We start from the raw sequence: 16,693 nt of genomic DNA, 5'->3' as shown, positions 1-16,693 counted from the left end.
GGCTTTCGCCGYCCTTTGGCGGYGCAGCGCGTTTCATTCCGAGAAATATAGAGAAAGGATAACGTTAGGAATCCTTTCCTATATTTTAAAGAAAAATGGCTTCCAAGCGCTGGCTTATTGCTATTATGTGGAGGAATGTATCCGATTATTCACTAATTTATCCTGAATTTACCGCCGTTCAGCTGAACCGTTCCATGCTAAAATGATAGGACGGCAAGGGGGAATCGGCATGTTTAAGCGACCGATGCTGATGACGGCATGTAATCAGCCTTTTGATAACGAGCAATTTTTATTTGAGCCGCTCATTGATGGGCAGCGCTTGCTGCTTTCTTTTATTAATAGGAAGGCGCGTTTGTTCACAAAGCATGGGTATGAGGTTACTCGGCAATATCCAGAGTTGCTCAAGCTGCCGCTGTCCCGGCCCGTGGACGTCGTGCTTGATGGAGAGCTTGCTTATATGAACCCAGACACGCGGCGACTAGAATTTGCTCCGCTCATTGACCGATATAAGATGACGAAGGAAGCACGCATTCGCGAAGGTGCGATAAAATGGCCTGTTCGCTATTATGTGTTTGATTTGCTTTATTATGACGGAGTAGACTTGCGCAGCAAGCCGCTGCTGGAGCGGAAGAAGCTGCTGCAAGCGCTGCTTGAAGATAATGGATTTTTTATGAAGCTGCCATATGTAACCGGATGCGGCACACAGTTATGGGGTCGAATTGCCGCTTACGAGCTGGAGGGCATGGCTGGAAAAAGAAGCGAGAGCCAATACCTCGCTGGGCGGAGCGCCCATTGGCTGAAAATGACGAATGCGGCGTATTCCCGCATACATATGGACGCGAATACTGTGCTGCATGGCTCTGATTAAGAGCTATGCAGCCTTTTTTATGGGGCAGAGCCGATTTTTTGTTTGGCTTTGACCCGTTTACACGCAAAGTAATCAATAGCATAGGAAAGCAGCAGGCCAATGCTGTATCTGACTAAATCAATACCGCTGAAGCCTTGTCCTAGCACAAGTCCTCCGAGCGTCGTATGGCGCACATTTCTAATCCAGTCGGCCTGATATAGCTGGCTGAATTCAATGCCGTAGCTGAAGGCAGCGCTGCAAGCAAGCGAAAGGAGTAGGGGACGCCTGACCTGCAGCATGCGGAAGCCGAAGTAAACCATGCTGGCCCATAAAATATCGCCAAAATGGGCGACGACGAAGGACGGCAGCTGGCTGGCAAAATATCGCGAGCTAAAGCCGAGCGCCATCGCAAGGAGGAAGGCTGCCGCATAATAAATGATTGGTTTAAGCATCGTTTGTGCTCCTTTACTTACTCTATCCTTATTTGAATCCATGCATTTGCTTAAACTCTCCAGGCGTACAGCCTACATAAGCTTTGAACAAGGTATTAAAATACGTCGGATTTTCAAACCCTACTAGGCGGGCGATTTCATACAGCTTCATGCCGCCGCCGCGAATGAGCAGTTCCTTGCCTTTATTGATACGCTCTTTGTTGACATATTCTATTGGACGAAGCTTGAACGTCTTTTTGAAAAGCAGGCATAGATGCTGCGGCGTTACATGAAGCAGCTCCGCCAGCTCGGGCAATGTAATCGGGCGATGCAGGTTCGCCTCGATATAACGCAGCACAGGATGAAGCCGCTCATTCATTTGCTGCGTGGCAAGACTGCCTTCGGCAAGCTGCTGGCGCAGCCCAAGCAGCACGCTATAAATTTGCTTGGAGCCGAGCATGCCAAGGCCTGGTTCCTTCTCCCGCATAAGGCGCAGCATATCGCTCATCATCTCTAATACAGGGCGCGAGTCGTTAATCGTATAAATGCCAGGGCGGGTCAGGCCTGCCAGCTGGTTCAGCGATTCGGCGAGCGGCCCGTCATACGTAAACCAATAGGCTTCCCAAGGCTCTTTGACCGCATAATAGCTGTGGGTAAGTCTTGGAGGGAGAAGGAAGCCGTCTCCCTGCTTGACGAGATACCGCTCTTGCTCGATAATAAGCTCGCCTTCGCCTGAGACGACCTGCGTCCATTGGTAATCGGGAAAGCCCTCCGGGCGACGAATACCCTCCTGATGGTCCCAATGTCCCACACCGGTTACATAGACGGGCAGCTGATAATCCGTCGTCGTCAGCGTCGTATAAATAATTTCATTCACGGGCAGCATCCCTTCTTAGTTGCTAATATTCAAATCTTTAAGTAAAATACGAAAATAGTTTAATGATCTTTACTTTTCTAGCTTTTATAATGTGAATATTATAACTAAACTTATACTGAGTTGAAAGAGGTGCCTTAAGTGTCGAAGAGCAAATTTACGTATCAGGCTCCAGCTAACGGATATCCAGAGTGGAATAACAACCCTACCATTTTTGAGCTTAATCGGTTGGATGCACATGCAACCCGTATTTCCTATACAAGCGTAGAGGAAGCGCTTCAAGGCGAGCGCACAGGCTCCGAGCGTTATGTTTCGCTCAATGGCGATTGGAAGTTTTCCTTTGCGGAAAATGCGGAAGCACGCATCGCGGATTTTTATAAATTGGATTATGACTGCAGCAGTTGGGCTTCGATTCCTGTGCCGAGCCACTGGCAGCTTCAAGGGTATGATTACCCGCAATATACGAATGTGACTTACCCATGGGTGGGCAAGGAGGATATTAAGCCGCCTTTCGCTCCAGTTAAATATAATCCGGTCGGCTCCTATGCGACGACTTTTACCGTTCCTGAAGGCTGGGATGGTCAGCCTGTGTTTATCAGCTTCCAAGGTGTGGAATCTGCCTTCTACGTTTGGGTAAACGGTGATCTTGTCGGCTATAGCGAGGATACATTTACGCCGGCGGATTTTGATTTGACGCCTTATTTGCAAGAAGGCGAAAACAAGCTGGCGGTGGAAGTATACCGCTGGTGTGACGCAAGCTGGTTGGAGGATCAAGACTTTTGGCGGATGAGCGGTATTTTCCGTGAGGTGTATTTGTATACGGCGCCTCAGGTCCATATTTATGACTTCTTCGCTAAGGCAGCACTGGATACAAATTATGAAGATGGCGAGCTGACGGTAGAGGTAAAGGTACGTTTCGAGGAGGAAGCCTCTGAGCAGCAAACAGCTGTAGAAGCGATGCTGTATGATGCCTCCGGCGAGCCGGTTTGGCAGCAGCCGCTAAGCGGCGCGGCGATTCGTCAGGAGAAGGGCGAAACCGTTGCAGCATTAGCGCTGAACACAAAGGTTGCGCAGCCGCTCAAATGGAGTGCTGAGGAGCCGCATTTATATACGCTTGTGCTGTCGCTGAAAGATGCAGCGGGCAAGCTGACAGAAGCCGTAAGCTGCAAAGTCGGTTTCCGCACGTTTGAAATTAAAGACGGCTTGATGCAAATTAACGGTCAGCGCATTCTTTTTAAAGGTGTCAATCGCCATGAGTTTTCCTGCGACACTGGACGTGCGCTCAGCTACGAGGATATGGTTACCGATATTAAGCTAATGAAATCGCATAATGTCAATGCCGTGCGTACTTCGCATTATCCGAACCATCCGCTGTGGTATGATCTGTGCGATGAATATGGGCTTTATGTCATTGACGAAGTCAATCTTGAAACGCATGGCTCATGGACATATGGGCAAAAAGAGGTTGGAGACGCCGTACCTGGAAACTTCCCGGAATGGACGGCAAATGTACTGGACCGCAGCCGCTCCATGCTCGAACGCGATAAAAACCATCCATCAATCGTTATTTGGTCGCTTGGCAATGAATCGTTTGGCGGGGATAATTTCCTGAAAATGGCCGACTATTTCCGTAAGACAGATCCGTCCCGCATTGTGCATTACGAGGGCGTTTTCCATTGTCGCGAAAGCGAAGCGGCTTCGGATATTGAGAGCCATATGTACACAAGTCCAGAAGGTGTAGAAGCCTATGCCAAAAATAATCCGCAAAAGCCGTTTATTATTTGCGAATACAGCCATGCAATGGGCAATTCATGCGGCGGCTTGCATAAATACTGGGAGCTGTTCGACAAATATCCGATCCTTCAAGGCGCTTTCATCTGGGATTGGATCGATCAGGCTATTCGCACGCAAACACCGGATGGCATTACGTACATGGCCTACGGCGGCGATTATGGCGATAGCCCGAACGATGGCAACTTCTGCGGCAATGGTTTGATTTTTGCTGATCGTACCGTTTCCCCTAAGCTGCATGAAGTGAAGGCCTGCTACCAAAACATCAAAATTCATAGCCCGAACTGGGAATCTGGAACGGTGCGTGTCGACAATAAAAATCTGTTCGTATCGCTGGATGCGTATGAGCTGCACTGGAAGCTGAACAGCAACGGCATTATTATGCAAAAAGGCGTGCTGACCGTAGATATCGCAGCGGGTGACTCTGCCGAGCTGGCCATTCCGTTCCAGATGCCAACAGAAGCAGGTCTGAATGAAGAAATTACGCTTACGGTAAGAGCTGTGCTTAAGGAAGCTACGCCATGGGCGGAGCAAGGACATGAGGTGGCCTTCGGTCAATTTATTGCGCCTGCACTGCCTGTATCGCCAGTTGCTGTAGAGATTGCATCGCCGCAGTATGGTGCAATAGCGGTTGAAGCTGTATCTAATGGCGTTCTTGTGTTAACGGGAGAAGGCTTTGACATTCGCTTCAATCAGGCGAGCGGCGAGCTGGAGTCCTACCAAATCGGCGGCTCTGAGCTGCTGTCTTCGCCGATTGTCCCGAATTTCTGGCGTGCGTACACGGATAATGACCGCGGAAATGGACATGTCGAGCGCTGTGCGCCTTGGCAGGCTGCTTCGAAGGAGCGTCAATTGATCCGCTTCAGCTGGGAAGCACTTGGAGACCGCGTTAAAGTAAGATCGCAATACCGTTTAAGCGCTGCAGCTGAAACACGCTGCGAGCTGGCATATACGATATATGGCGATGGACTGGTTGAAGCTGAGCTGCTGCTGCAGCCAGGTGAAGGACTTCCTGAAATACCAGAAATCGGCCTGCTTTTCACAATGAATGAAACGTTTGATTCTATTGCCTGGTATGGCAATGGCCCTCATGAATCGTATTGGGACCGTCAAACAAGCGCGCGTCTTGGCCGTTATGGCGGCAAGGTGAAGGATCAGCTTATGCCTTACATCCGTCCGCAGGAGTGCGGCAACAAAACCGAAGTGCGCTTCGCAGCTGTAACCGATGCAAACGGAAGCGGCATTTCGCTTCAAGGAGAGCCGCGCTTCGAGTTGAATGTGCTGCCTTATACAGCCGATGAGCTGGAAGGGCATGATCATCCTTACAAGCTGCCAGTGAGCGATAAAACCGTCGTTCGCGTCAATTACCGTCAAATGGGCGTGGGTGGAGACGACAGCTGGGGAGCACGGGTTCATCAGGAATATACGCTTCCAGCGAATCGAGACTATCGTTTCCGTGTCTCGCTGCGCGGACAATAATCGAGGGGTCCCGCCAACATTTTAACGAAAATATACGCTAAGCCTTCGGATATGACCGGCTTAGCGTTTTTTCTTACTCTAAGCTAAAAAAGTAAGCGTCAAATAGCCCCCACCAATTCAAGGAGGTGATGTACGCGAGAGTAAGGGAACTGCTAACTCCGGAATAAAGGCTGCAATATTTGCAAATACCGCCTGATCTCGGCGAGTGGTCATACAACTTCACCAAATCCATCGATGGATTACATACACGATTATCGAATATATATTGTTTACTGATCGTTCCCGATATGTTACTATAATTTTGGGAGGGAATTTATATGGCTAGAAGTAAAGAGTTTGAAGTGAACGAAGTATTGGATAAAGCAATGAAGATATTCTGGGAACAAGGTTACGAGAAGACATCGATGAGTGACCTTGTTGAGCATATGGGCATTCACCGCAGAAGTTTATATGATACATTTGACGATAAACATTCGCTGTTTCTGCAGACTATGGATCGTTACTGCGGCAAAGTTAACGCCACATTGCTCGCAGAAGTCAAAACGTCCAAGACTGCAGTGGAAGCTCTGCATAAAGTTTTTGGTTTTATGATCAGCGAATCAGAGGGTATGCCATCTGGTTGCTTAATCGTGAATTCGGCGGTAGAACTGGCCGCACGTGATACGGACGTGGATACAAGGTCTATTGAATCATTCACAGTGGGAGAGCAGATGTTCGAGCAGATTATTCTTTGGGGACAGCGGGATGGAGAGTTCTCCTCTGATCACGATGCCAAAGAAATGGCAGAATACCTGCATAATATATCTGTCGGTATAAGAGCAATGGCAAGAACATCGATTGATAAAAGAAAATTAAAGAGAATTGTGAATGTATCAACGAAACTTTTGCAAGGATAATCTTTTTTTACACTTACTAGAATGTTCATTCCCATGTAGCTTGGTTGTCCCTTTAAAGAAGTTAACCTCCCTGTTGAACCATCGAAGCACAGTACATTCTCCTCTTTAGAATGTTAGTTCTAAAAATGGCATCAATGAGGAGCAAATGAATAGCACTTGTAACAAGCGCCGCAAACAAAGGGAATGGTTCGACGTAACCAGGACCTTCGGTGGAAATAAATTTTACTAAATTGTGATCAATTCACACACTTACAATAAAAGGTGGATTTAAGATAAAAAAAACTGTACTTATTACTGGCGCTTCAGGTGGAATTGGAAAAGAGTTAGCAGATCGTTTTGCTAAAGATGGTAACAACATGGTTCTCGTGGCAAGAAGCGAGGCTAAGCTAATAGAATTGGCAAAAGGATATAGGGAAAGATACGGTGTTCACGTTAAGGTATTTGCAAAGGATGTATCGTTGCCTGGTGTGGCCGAAGAAATTTCTGCCGATCTTAAAAAGGAAGGAATCAATGTCGACTATCTGGTCAATAATGCGGGCTTTGGCTTGTATGGGTCATTCTTGGAAACAGATTTGGAACAAGAAATGAATATGATTGATGTCAATATCAAAGCTTTAACGATTATGACGAAGTTGTTCTTACCGGACATGGTTAAGCGGCGCCAAGGGGGCGTAATGAATGTGGCTTCGGTAGCAGCTTTTTACCCGGGGCCATTAATGGCAGTATACTTCGCTACGAAGGCATATGTTCTTTCATTCACAGAAGCGCTTGAGAATGAACTGACTGGAACGGGTGTGACTGTCACGGTTTTATGCCCCGGCCCAACGGCAACTGGTTTCGTAGACCGTTCAGATGTAGGATCATCCAAATTGTACCAAAGCGGTGTGATGGAAGTCGGAATGGTGGCAGATGAGGCGTATCGCGATTTCTTGCGTGGCAAGACACTCATCATCCCAGGTGCAATTCATCGGTTCATTACATCTCTACCTCGGTTTTTACCTCGGAAAATAATGACGGGTCAAATAAGAGCACGTACAGAACATGTAGATGTTGATCTAGATCACTAGACAATGGATCAATAGGGTCTGTTAAGGTACATCTAATTTGTTTTGTTCACCATATTCGACGGGAATAACGATATAGGATTTTATATATTTATAAATCTAGTGTATCAGAACAAAAGTTTAGAGTTATTGGTCGCTAAAAAATCTATTAAATCTATTGCAAATACATTAAAATTCTCAGCAATTACAGGAGCGGATCAGCAATGGTTCTCTGAAGTCTGGTTTCCAAAAGCAGAAGAAGCTGGGTTGAAATATATGGCTTTGATTACGCCAGAAAAGGCAGTAGCTAGATCCATTTTAAAACGACTTGATTCTGAGCTTAAGGGAAGTTATGCAACTAAAAACTTTGATTCTATGGAAGGAGCAGTCGACTGGTTAGCTAAAAGAAATTAAGGTTCAGGGAATAATATGAGGAGTGAAAAAAATCTTTACCGAACGTTCTCATTATGCTATAGTAATTTCAGAATGAGAGGAAAACAAAGTTCAGAGAATATGATTTCTGAGAGTAGGCCATAGGCTTTATAAATATTTTTTTGGGATAACTAGAATCATTGTTCTCAAAACGATGGGCAGAAGCAAAACCCTGGTTCATTTAAACGAGAAAGCAATAGATACTATAGTTATAAACTAAGGAGGATAAGAAAATGAAATTAACAGGCAACACGATTTTTATCACAGGCGGCGGTTCAGGAATTGGACGAGGGCTAGCAGAGGCATTTCACAAACTTGGAAACAAAGTTATTATCTCAGGACGGAGTAAAGAGCGTCTAGAGGAGACCATTCAAGCGAACCCTGGCATGTCTGCAGTGGAGCTGAATATACAAGACCCCGCAAGCGTAAACTCAGTTGCCCAGCACTTAATGAAGGAATACCCAGATCTTAATGTATTGTTTAACAACGCCGGTATGTATACGCCTGAAGATCCGTCGGGGTTGGTTGACGAAGATATACTGGTTCAAACAGTCACCACCAACCTGCTTGGTCCAATCCGTATGGCGGCTGCATTGCAGGAACATTTGAAATCCAAAAAAGAAGCTTATATCATCAATACGACTTCAATACTCGGATTCGTACCCGTGACGCAGGGGGCTGTATATTCTGCGACAAAAGCAGCGCTTCATTCCTATACACTCACCCAGCGCTACATTCTGAAAGACACATCGGTGAAAGTACTGGAGATTGCGCCGCCATTGGTTCAAACACAAATGATCAATTACGATCCCAATGCGATGCCACTTACAGCATTCATTGAAGAAACGATGAAGGTACTTGGTACAGATACGAATGAAGTTCTGGTGGAGTCAGCGAAAATGTATCGTAACAATCCGGGCCCGAACGAGAGCGTTCTTGTAAACCAAGTTAACGATATGCTGTCTGGTCAGTAATTTACTTGTATGGTAAAGCACGCAGATGTATACAATGAAGGCGTGCACAAAAATTTAAGAACGATAATTCTAAAAACAAAGGAGAAATAAAAAATGAATATTTCAAAACAAGTTGCTATTGTCAGTGGTTCAAATCGTGGTTTAGGTAAACAATTGGCTCTTGAGCTTCTAGCAAGAGGAGCCAAAGTATACGCTGGAGCAAGAAACCCAGCATCAGTCGATCTGCCAGGTGCTATTCCGCTGCAGCTCGATATTACTGATCCGAAATCCGTCATGGCAGCGGCCGAGGTAGCTGGGGATGCAACCCTTCTGATCAACAATGCTGGTACCGCAACGGGTGCTTCCCTTTTCGCAGGTGAACTGGAAGATATTCATGTTGAATTCAACACCAATGTTTTCGGCACAATTTCAATGGTTCGTGCTTTTGCACCCGTTATTGAAAAAAATGGAGGAGGCTCGATCCTGAATATCCTATCTGCATTATCTTGGTTCAATACCGGTGATTCAGGCGCGTATTCAGCAGCAAAATCTGCTCAATGGGGAGCAACAAATGCATTACGCTTGGAGTTAGCCCCTAAAAACATTAAGGTTGCCGGATTGCACGTAGCGTTCATGGACACGGATCTGACAGCTGGTATCGAAGCACCTAAGGCTAGTCCAAAGGAAATCGCCAAGATCGCGATTGATGGAATCGAAGCTGATCTATACGAGATTATTGCTGATGATACGAGCCGGAATTTACAACAAGGCCTTGCCGGAGGAGTACCTTCCCTATACCCGCAATTGTTTCAATAGAATTTTCAAGTAGTAAAGTAATGCTTAGGAGGGATACAACATGCGTTTTCTCGTTCATGTCAAAATTGATCCAGCAGCATCAAAGGAAGAAATTGCTGAACTGTTACCTGCGGAACAAACACGATTTGCCGAATTAGTGGAACAGGGGCTGATCAACACGTTTTATCTCTCCCACACAAGGGATGAGCATTGGTCCCTTTGTATTGCTGACAGCGTTGACGAATTAAAAACGGCTTTGAAATCATTGCCGTTATATAAATTCATGAAAATAGAACATACCCAACTGATCGACGATACGAACCAGGCGTAAACGAAAGTAGTACCGGAATCAGACTTTTTAAAAGAGCCATAAATAATGCCTAATCTCTCAGTTTAAACTAGTTGCAACATATGAAGTTGAAAAAAATTTAGAAACTAATTAATGACCGCTAATTAAGATTAGCGGTCATTTGATGTTTTCAGAGCCTATAGTTGATGTCCGCTAATGTAAGTCAAGATTTGGAGGCTTTGCTAATGAGAGAGGCGACCGGGATTTCGGAACAGGGCGAGCAGACGATTCAGGACTTTATTCACGCTCTCACCACCCACGAAGATTTGAATCCCAAAACATTGAAAGAGTACGCAAGCGACTTGAAGCATTTTATTGGCTAGTTTGAGACAGCCGACCACCAAGAGGAAGAGGTCATATTTCAAATTGAAGATGTGGCTACTCCAACATTAACACGATACCGGGAAGCTGCACAAAAAATAATGGAATTGAAACCGACGACCATTAACCGGCGGCTTATAACCCTGAAACGTTTTTTCGAGTGGGCCACGCAGGAATCCAAAATTCGCCGCGACCCTTCGAAGCCAGTCAAATTGGTCCCGGAGGAAAAGGTAAGCCCTAGACAGATGAAGACAAAGCAGACAAAGAAGAAGCTGCACTGATCGCTGCGGCTGAATACTGAGGTTCTTTACGGGATCAGACGATTCTAATCGTGATGTTTCACACCGGCTTACGGACAATGGAAGTGTGTGACCTGGCTCCAGGAGATATTCAAATCGGTAAACGCAGCGGCCAGCTTACGGTCCGCTCCGGAAAAAGGAATAAACAGCGAGAAGTTTCTTTGAACGCTACGTGTAGAACTGCTTTAGAAAAATATCTGCAGAACTCACTCCGGACAGTCATTATCTGTTTCCATCGGAGAAAACCGGTGATCGATTAACCGAACGTGCTTTACGTCATCGAGCGAGTATCGTTCTTTGTGCAAGCATCTTTTTAGCCATACCATGGCAAACGGTAATCCCCTACACCTGATTCAGCTCGCACTCGAAGATTTACGTAAACGTAAAATCATTCTACCCTCAATGGCCACGATTGAAAGAGCAGTTTGGCAAACTCGCAAACGGGCAGAAGAAAAAATATTCAGGATGCTCAGCAGTTCATTGACAGAATTACAAATTGTTAAGCTGGATCGCGTCTTAACCACCATGCCGGAAAGCAGCAAAACATACTTGGCATGGTTAAGGGAAATCCCAGGTGCCAGCTCTCCGGATTCCTTTTTGAAGGTTATTGAAAAGCTTGAATACATACGGGATTTGCAGCTGCAAGTCGATACGAAAGGCATCCATCCGAACCGGCTGCGGCAGCTTTCTAAAATTGGTACGCGTTACGAACCCCATTCCTTCCGCCGCTTTAATGATCCGAAAAAGTACGCAATTTTAGTAGCGTACCTATTGGAATTGATTCAGGATTTGACAGACTTGTCTTTCGAGATTCATGACCGGCAAATCATGATACTGCTTTCCAAAGGGAGAAAAGCCCAAGAGGAACTTCAAAAACAAAACGGTAAATCGATCAACGAAAAGGTTGTTCATTTTGCCGATCTTGGAGCCGCTCTTATTAAGGCTCGAAGTGATGGTATTGATCCGTTCGTTGCGCTTGATGCCGTTATGCCGTGGGAGCAGATCGTCGCATCTGTAGAAGAAGCTAAACGGCTGGCGCGGCCCGTAGATTACGACTATTTGGACTTGCTGGAAAAGAAATTCTATGCGCTCCGGAAATACACGCCAACGCTGCTAAAATCGTTGGCGTTTAGGTCAACCAAGTCGGAAGAGCCGCTAATGAAGGCGGTCGATATCAACCGGGATATGAATGAAACCGGAAAGCGAAAGGTTCCGGAAGGCGCACCGCTGAACTTCGTATCCAACCGCTGGCAAAAGCACGTTTACGACGATGACGGAACGATCAACCGGCATTATTACGAAATGGCTGTCCTGACAGAGCTGCGGAATTACGTTCGTTCCGGGGACGTATCCATTGTCGGAAGCCGTTAGCATAAGGACTTCGAGGAGTACCTTGTACCGAAAGCGGATTGGAATAGCATCAATCCTAACGCTACAAAGATTGCCGTTAGTTTGTCCGCAAAGGAATATCTTGAAGAACGGACTGAATCACTTCTTCAAAGATTAAACTGGGTTTCGGATCATATCGACGAGCTGGATGGCGTTAATTTGGAGAATGGGAAATTGCACATCGACCGATTGGAGAAAGATTCTCCCGATGAATCCCGGAATTTCAGTCTTTCTCTCTACGGACTACCTCTTCATCTGATGGAATGCGTGTCCAGATCGGTGTTTCGGCGCTTCATGCAGACGCCAACCCCCACTATGGGACCGGAAAAGGAGCTACGATTTATCGATTCGTAAGCGATCAATTTTCCACGTTTTACACGAAAGTCATCAATACGAACGCGCGGGATGCCGTACATGTCATCGACGGTTTGCTCCACCATGAAACGGATTTGGCCATCGAGGAGCATTATACAGATACAGGCGGTTACACCGACCAGGTCTTTGGTTTAACGCATTTACTTGGTTTTCGCTTTGCGCCGCGTTTACGTGACTTGGCTGATTCCAAGCTCTACTCTATCGGTAAACCTTCTGATTTCCCCAAATTGGAGAAATTGCTGCGCGGACAGATCCAAACAAGGATCATTCAGGAGAACTACGACGTTGTTCTCCGGCTGGCTCACTCCATCCAGGAAGGAACCGTTTCGGCATCACTCATTATGGGGAAAATCGGTTCCTACGCAAGACAAAATAGTTTGGCTACCACGCTCCGCGAAATGGGCCGAATCGAAAAAACAATATTCATCCTGGATCACCTTTCAAGTGAGGCACTACGTCGAAGAATCCACCGGGGGTTGAACAAAGGGGAAGCCATGAACGCTCTTGCCAGAGCGATCTTTTTCGGCAAACATGGAGAGCTACGAGAACGGGCGCTTCAAGACCAACTCCAAAGGGCAAGTGCGTTGAACATTATCATCAATGCAATTAGCGTTTGGAATACCGTCTATCTCCAGCAAGCAACAGAACACCGCAAAAAGCAAGGAAAGCTTCAGGAAGAACTACTAAACCACATTTCTCCACTCGGATGGGAGCACATCAATTTCTTAGGCGAATACAAATTCAATTTCAGGCAGAGTACGTCTCTCAATTCATTACGACCGCTGAAACAACAGGAAGTTGAATGACCGGTTGGTTTGGGTTATGCCGCCCGGACTATTGGGCTTAGAGTAAGAAAAAACGCTAAGCCAGTCAGATCCGAAGGCTTAGCGTATATTTTCGTTAAAATGTTGGCGGGACCCCATCGAGGACTAACGCAAGCTATTGCTTTTTGCCAATCATATAGCCACACAACGGCAAACTGCCGCTATGACCGAACAGGTCACAGCGGCAGTTTTTTTGCATTTAGCGGGCAAATTTGACGGGGTGACGATAACCAGCTAAAACAAAGTTATTGACTAAAACCAAACTAAATAATATCATGTCTAATTAATAGACAAACAAAACTTAATTTTGTCTAATAAAAATCTAGAGGAGTTGCAAAAATGTTTAGTAATCGATTTTTCCGTACGATCATCCTGTCCAGAGTTTTGCTCCAATTGGGTATTTGGATTAGGAACTTTGCGATCTTGCTGTATGTGACGGAAGTCACGAACAACGATCCCTCAGCCGTATCGCTTATTTCGGTGGCAGAGTTTGCGCCGATTTTTGTCTTTGCCATCATTGGCGGCACGTTTGCAGACCGCTGGAAGCCTAAACGGACGATGATCGGCTGCGATTTCTTGTCCGCTTTTTCCGTCCTCGGCGTATGGATCGCATTGCTTAGCGGCTCATGGCAAGGACTGCTGCTGACGACGCTAGTTTCGGCCGTGCTGTCGCAATTTTCCCAGCCATCAGGCATGAAGCTGTTCAAGCAGCATGTACCACAAGATCAGCTGCAAGCTATGATGGGCATGTATCAGACCATAATGGCTGTATTTATGGTTATAGGACCACTGCTCGGTACATTTGTATATCAGCACTATGGCATTGAGGTGGCGATTACGGCTGCAGCGGCGCTGTTTTGCGGCTCAGCAGTCATATTGATGCTTCTGCCGCGCGATGCACAATCAGAGGGTACACAGCAGGCAGCGAGCTTCAGGCAAGAGCTTACGGCGGGACTTCATTATGTATGGGGCCAGCATGCCCTGCGCTCTCTGGGACTCACGTTTGCAGCAACCGGCCTCGCTTCTGGACTTACCCAGCCGCTGGCTTTGTTTATTGCTATCGATAATCTAGGACAGGATAAGTCGTTTTTACAGTATTTATTAGTGGTTAGCGGGGCGGCGATGCTAGTTGGCGGAGGTGTGGTTATGTCGATCGGGAAAAAGGCAAGTCCGCGCAAGCTGCTCCTATTCGGCTTGTCGGCAAGTGCACTGGCTACGCTGGGCACCGGATGGTCGGAGAGCATTCCGCTAACGCTCGCTTCTCTTATGGTCGGCGGCTTCTGTGTTCCGCTTATTCAGGTGGGCATTAACACCATTATTCTTCAAAATACCGATGCAGCCTTCATCGGCCGGGTAGGAGGAACGATTACGCCCATGTTTACCGGCATGATGGTCATCGGAATGTCGCTATCCGGCGTATTAATGGCAGCCTTGACGCTGCCCCTTGTTTACAGCATAAGCGCGTTCAGCTTTGTTATTGCCGTCTTTACGGTAAAACTCGGGAATAGGGCAAGGCCAAGTGTTTCAAAAGCGTCAACGCAGGTTTGAAAATAGGACCTTAATCGATGAATTATGGTAAAATAAAGCGATCACACGCTTTTTTGGGGAAGGATACCGTATGCTTTATTATTTTGCAGCGCTGCTTGCCGCTGCTTTACTGCTGCTGCTGACAAATCCGAGGAGCGAGTCGAATCGCTGGGCCGCTTTTTTTCTCGGATTTGCGTCCATAGGCGGGCTGGCAGATACGCTTGCCGCAGCAGAAATGAATACGTTAGCGCATCTCGTTCAAATGATGAATCACACATTCACGCCTTACGGCGTACTGGTATTCAGCATCGTTTATTCCGATAAAGTGGCGAACGAGAAGATGCGCCTGCTGCTTAAAGGACTGCTGCTGCTTCCTGTAGTCGGCATGCTGCTGTTCACGCCGATTACTCCAAGGCTGGAGCTGGATTACCCTATATTGCTAGCCTGGACAGCGCCTTATTATTTAGCCTCCTGCTATTTGCTGCTCGTCTCGCTATGGAGCGAGGAAAATAGCCGCCGGAAGCGCAATCGCTTTATAATTGCCCTTATTATGGTGCCGACGCTGCTGGCGGTGCTTGTTCTTATTAATGTAGCGAACGTCATTTCGCCTGCATTTGATTATTTCCGTTACATTTCGCTCTTCATCTTTTATTCGCTTACTGTAGCTGTGTTATGTACATTTGCTTATGGCGTGCTTGGCGTCAAGCTGCGGTTTGAACGCGATCAGTGGGAAAGCACTCGCAAGGCGGTCAGTTCCGGGACGACGATACTTAACCATACGATTAAGAACGAAATCGGGAAAATCGCGATCAGCACAGAAAATTTAAAAAGCGAGCTATCAGCCCAATCGCCTGAGGCAGCGGAGCAGCTGCGCATCATTGAAACGGCTTCAAGCCATATGCTTGCGATGGTGACGAGCATTCACAGCCAGACTAGAAGCATTGTGCTGCGCGAGCAGCCTGTCCGTTTGGATGAGCTGGTCGAGCGCTGCTTGCAGCAGCAGCAGGTGGAAGGAAGGCCCATTCGGCTCAAGCTGCATTCGTTATGTAGGCCAACCGTGCTGTGCGATCCGCTTCACCTGCTGGAAGCCATGAATAATCTGGTGCAAAATGCGATTGAAGCGATTTCCGAAGGAATAGCTGGAGAAATAACCGTGACGCTGAGCTCGCACAAAAAGGCGGTGCGACTCCTCGTGAGCGACACAGGCACTGGAATGAATGAGGAACAGCTGAAGCAAGCGCTGGAGCCTTTTTATAGTACGAAAAACCGCAGCCGCAACTTTGGACTGGGGCTCGCTTATGTGTATAATGTCGTACACCAAAGCGGATGGACGATCGAGCTGTCCAGCATTCTTAATGAAGGAACAGAAGTGCTGCTGCATGTTCCTGCCCGCAAAGTGATGGAAATCAAGGAGGGAATTCGATGAGCCATATACGGGTGCTGCTTGTAGAGGATGATCCCGATTGGGTGAAGGCGATGACGCTCTTCTTGAACAAGGAGGCGGATTTGCTCATAGTAGGGGCGGCTTCTACGGCGGAAGAAGCGCTTAGCCTGGCTCGAACCTTGTCGTTTGATGTCGCATTGCTTGATATTCAATTAGCTGACCATCAGCAAAATGGAATCTATACGGCCGTAGAAATGCATCGCATTCACGCCGCCAAAATCATCATGCTAACCTCAATGAGCGAGGAGGAAGTGATGACCCAGGCGTTCACGGCTGGAGCGATTAATTATATTGAAAAAACAAATTTTCGCCAACTGCCGGAAGCGATTCGCAGCGCTTATCATCATCCTGCACCGATGGAGGCGCTGCTTAAGGAATTTGCCAGGTTAAAGCGTGAGGAGCAATTAAAGGATTTAACGTCTGCCGAACGGGAAGTATTCGAGCTGATTGAGCAGGGCTATACGCAGACGCAAATCGAGCAGAAGCTGTATAAGGCGGAGAGCACGCTGAAAAATCAAGTGAACAAAATGCTCAAGAAGCTTGGCGTCCGCAGCCGCAAGGAAGCGGTGGAGAAGGTACGGCGCAAAGGGCTGACCGCCGGCATGGAGGAATACAAAGAATAAC

At 47.0% G+C, this 16,693-nt stretch carries 16 protein-coding genes and 1 pseudogene; 15 read left to right on the top strand and 2 right to left on the bottom strand.

Annotated features, from left to right (window positions below; all coding sequences use genetic code 11):
- The first annotated feature begins 229 nt into the window (after nucleotides 1-229).
- Complete coding sequence (locus ASF12_RS24625; protein WP_056040547.1) at nucleotides 230-868, top strand: ATP-dependent DNA ligase; 639 nt, start codon at nucleotides 230-232, stop codon at nucleotides 866-868.
- A gap of 17 nt (nucleotides 869-885) precedes the next feature.
- Here ASF12_RS24625 and ASF12_RS24620 read toward each other — a convergent pair whose 3' ends face one another.
- Complete coding sequence (locus tag ASF12_RS24620; protein ID WP_155973432.1) at nucleotides 886-1,299, bottom strand: ribosomal maturation YjgA family protein; 414 nt, start codon at nucleotides 1,297-1,299, stop codon at nucleotides 886-888.
- A 28-nt stretch (nucleotides 1,300-1,327) separates the two neighbouring features.
- Nucleotides 1,328-2,155 (bottom strand): AraC family transcriptional regulator, encoded by an 828-nt coding sequence (locus ASF12_RS24615; RefSeq protein ID WP_056040543.1) that lies wholly within the window; start codon nucleotides 2,153-2,155, stop codon nucleotides 1,328-1,330.
- A 138-nt stretch (nucleotides 2,156-2,293) separates the two neighbouring features.
- Between ASF12_RS24615 and ASF12_RS24610 the strand changes: the two genes are divergently transcribed.
- The 14 genes and pseudogenes from ASF12_RS24610 (at nucleotide 2,294) to ASF12_RS24555 (ending at nucleotide 16,692) form a co-directional block, all read left to right on the top strand.
- Nucleotides 2,294-5,422: a glycoside hydrolase family 2 TIM barrel-domain containing protein gene (locus ASF12_RS24610; RefSeq protein ID WP_056040540.1), complete on the top strand. Its 3,129-nt coding sequence runs from the start codon at nucleotides 2,294-2,296 to the stop codon at nucleotides 5,420-5,422.
- 317 nt (nucleotides 5,423-5,739) lie between these two features.
- Nucleotides 5,740-6,318: a TetR/AcrR family transcriptional regulator gene (locus tag ASF12_RS24605; protein ID WP_056040538.1), complete on the top strand. Its 579-nt coding sequence runs from the start codon at nucleotides 5,740-5,742 to the stop codon at nucleotides 6,316-6,318.
- 272 nt (nucleotides 6,319-6,590) lie between these two features.
- Nucleotides 6,591-7,385: an SDR family NAD(P)-dependent oxidoreductase gene (locus tag ASF12_RS24600; protein ID WP_056040535.1), complete on the top strand. Its 795-nt coding sequence runs from the start codon at nucleotides 6,591-6,593 to the stop codon at nucleotides 7,383-7,385.
- A gap of 126 nt (nucleotides 7,386-7,511) precedes the next feature.
- Nucleotides 7,512-7,775, top strand: a complete 264-nt coding sequence (locus ASF12_RS24595; RefSeq protein WP_155973430.1) for a hypothetical protein — start codon at nucleotides 7,512-7,514, stop codon at nucleotides 7,773-7,775.
- A gap of 251 nt (nucleotides 7,776-8,026) precedes the next feature.
- Nucleotides 8,027-8,767: an SDR family oxidoreductase gene (locus ASF12_RS24590; RefSeq protein WP_056040530.1), complete on the top strand. Its 741-nt coding sequence runs from the start codon at nucleotides 8,027-8,029 to the stop codon at nucleotides 8,765-8,767.
- 93 nt (nucleotides 8,768-8,860) lie between these two features.
- Nucleotides 8,861-9,562 (top strand): SDR family oxidoreductase, encoded by a 702-nt coding sequence (locus tag ASF12_RS24585; RefSeq protein WP_056040528.1) that lies wholly within the window; start codon nucleotides 8,861-8,863, stop codon nucleotides 9,560-9,562.
- Nucleotides 9,563-9,602: 40 nt separating this feature from the next.
- A complete protein-coding gene (locus ASF12_RS24580) occupies nucleotides 9,603-9,872 on the top strand; it encodes a muconolactone Delta-isomerase family protein (protein WP_056040526.1) in 270 nt (89 codons plus the stop codon).
- 203 nt (nucleotides 9,873-10,075) lie between these two features.
- A complete protein-coding gene (locus ASF12_RS35315) occupies nucleotides 10,076-10,213 on the top strand; it encodes a hypothetical protein (RefSeq protein ID WP_200931669.1) in 138 nt (45 codons plus the stop codon).
- A 51-nt stretch (nucleotides 10,214-10,264) separates the two neighbouring features.
- Entirely contained in the window at nucleotides 10,265-10,492 is a 228-nt protein-coding gene (locus tag ASF12_RS35310) for a site-specific integrase (RefSeq protein WP_200931668.1), read from the top strand.
- A 53-nt stretch (nucleotides 10,493-10,545) separates the two neighbouring features.
- Nucleotides 10,546-10,770, top strand: a complete 225-nt coding sequence (locus tag ASF12_RS35305) for a tyrosine-type recombinase/integrase (RefSeq protein WP_327204944.1) — start codon at nucleotides 10,546-10,548, stop codon at nucleotides 10,768-10,770.
- Between the two features lie 25 nt (nucleotides 10,771-10,795).
- A pseudogene (locus tag ASF12_RS35300) lies at nucleotides 10,796-13,080 on the top strand (Tn3 family transposase); the annotation flags it as partial.
- A 357-nt stretch (nucleotides 13,081-13,437) separates the two neighbouring features.
- The gene (locus tag ASF12_RS24565) at nucleotides 13,438-14,646 is read left to right on the top strand and encodes an MFS transporter (RefSeq protein WP_056040524.1); all 1,209 of its coding nucleotides are present in this window, start codon (nucleotides 13,438-13,440) and stop codon (nucleotides 14,644-14,646) included.
- A 70-nt stretch (nucleotides 14,647-14,716) separates the two neighbouring features.
- Nucleotides 14,717-16,051, top strand: a complete 1,335-nt coding sequence (locus tag ASF12_RS24560) for a sensor histidine kinase (RefSeq protein ID WP_056040522.1) — start codon at nucleotides 14,717-14,719, stop codon at nucleotides 16,049-16,051.
- Nucleotides 16,048-16,692, top strand: coding sequence for a response regulator transcription factor (locus ASF12_RS24555; protein ID WP_056040520.1), 645 nt, complete (start codon nucleotides 16,048-16,050; stop codon nucleotides 16,690-16,692). The genes ASF12_RS24560 and ASF12_RS24555 overlap by 4 nt, the downstream gene beginning before the upstream one ends.
- Nucleotide 16,693 lies beyond the last annotated feature (1 nt).

The sequence above is a fragment of the Paenibacillus sp. Leaf72 genome (assembly GCF_001422685.1).
In the GTDB taxonomy this organism is placed as follows: Bacteria; Bacillota; Bacilli; order Paenibacillales; family Paenibacillaceae; genus Pristimantibacillus.
This window is presented reverse-complemented; position numbering and strand designations above follow the sequence as displayed.